The following is a 1,193-nucleotide window of genomic DNA, read 5'->3' as shown; positions in this document are numbered from 1 at the left end:
AGGTCGTCAGGTGCCTGGGCAACGGCTCCCAACCCATATGCGTGTACGAGAAAGTGCCCGTCAAAATGTCCGCCCGGGCCGGCATCGTCGGGAACGACGACACGACGTGGTGGTCGAACACCGCCGACTGGCGGGCGAACGCGTCCAGGTAAGGGGTCTTGATGTACGGGTTCCCGTAGGCCCCGATGTGGTCCCGCCGGAACGTGTCCGCCACGATCACCACGACGTTCGGTCGATCCATTCTTCCTCCAATTAACTCGTCTCTAAGTCCAACGGGGCGACACCCTACAATATACTCTACTCAATTGCTAGACAAACTTAGGAAATCCACAAGAAAATGTGTGGGATGGTCTATTGCTGGCCAGGAATAGGTTGACGCCGGCGTGCGGTCGGCGACCAAGCGGCGAGGTTCTCCCTCTCCGTCCGGCCGCCGGGTCTGGCATTCTTCCTCGCGTTCAAAGTCCGCCGTGTCGTCCTTCGGGAGCCCAAAACTCGGTTGTTGGCGTAACCGCCGATTGTCAGTCGATGTACCGTTCGGTGTTTGCGCCATCGAGGTGGCGTACGCGGGCACCGGCGAGCACTCCCGGGGCCATGAGGCGCGCGTTGACGCCCATCCGGTTGCGCTTGCGGTCTACGGCGGCCCAGTGCGAGACACAGCCGCAGGTCCGGCAGCGGTGGAATTCGATGGACTTGTCGCCCCACGCGTAGACGTCGGTGGGAGGATCGGGGGTCAACACGCGCACTTGATGAGGCGGGTAGTAAGCCCATAAGACGCCGTAACGCCTGCATATCGAGCAGTTGCACTCCGTGACCTCCGACGGCGGAGCGTTGATCTCGAGGCGGACGGAGCCGCAATGACACGAAGCCCTTATCATCGCTCGTCCGTAGCTCCTTTCTGGGCCGGTACGTAACCCACGCTACCCTGTTTCCGTCATCCAGTCGCCCCTGGCTTCCCGTCGAACGACGCCCCCGGGTAAGCCGACGTTCGACGGTCCATGTGTTCGTACGGGGCAGCCCGAGCAGGTGGTAGCCCAAACGGTGTGGGTCCTCCTTGACCTCGCACTCGACGGCCGCTCCGGCATTGAGGGCGCGAGGAAGGGGTGCGGTCCGGCGCTACGTTGCTGCGGACCGCATCCCCAGGCTGGCAGCTAGTCCTCCGGGATCTCGTCGTAGACCATCTTCAGGTCCATGCC

Annotated in this window: 2 protein-coding genes; both read right to left on the bottom strand. The window is 62.8% G+C overall.

Annotated features, from left to right (window positions below):
* Positions 1-241 (bottom strand): sulfatase-like hydrolase/transferase (locus QZX79_RS04020; RefSeq protein WP_294565019.1); only part of this gene is annotated, 241 nt, incomplete at its 3' end.
* Positions 242-518: 277 nt separating this feature from the next.
* Entirely contained in the window at positions 519-734 is a 216-nt protein-coding gene (locus QZX79_RS04015; RefSeq protein WP_294565017.1) for a hypothetical protein, read from the bottom strand.
* Positions 735-1,193 lie beyond the last annotated feature (459 nt).

The organism is uncultured Arthrobacter sp. (assembly GCF_902805515.1).
In the GTDB taxonomy this organism is placed as follows: domain Bacteria; phylum Actinomycetota; class Actinomycetes; order Actinomycetales; family Micrococcaceae; genus Arthrobacter_D.
Note: the sequence above shows the minus strand (reverse complement) of the source record. Positions and strands in the feature narration are given on the sequence as shown.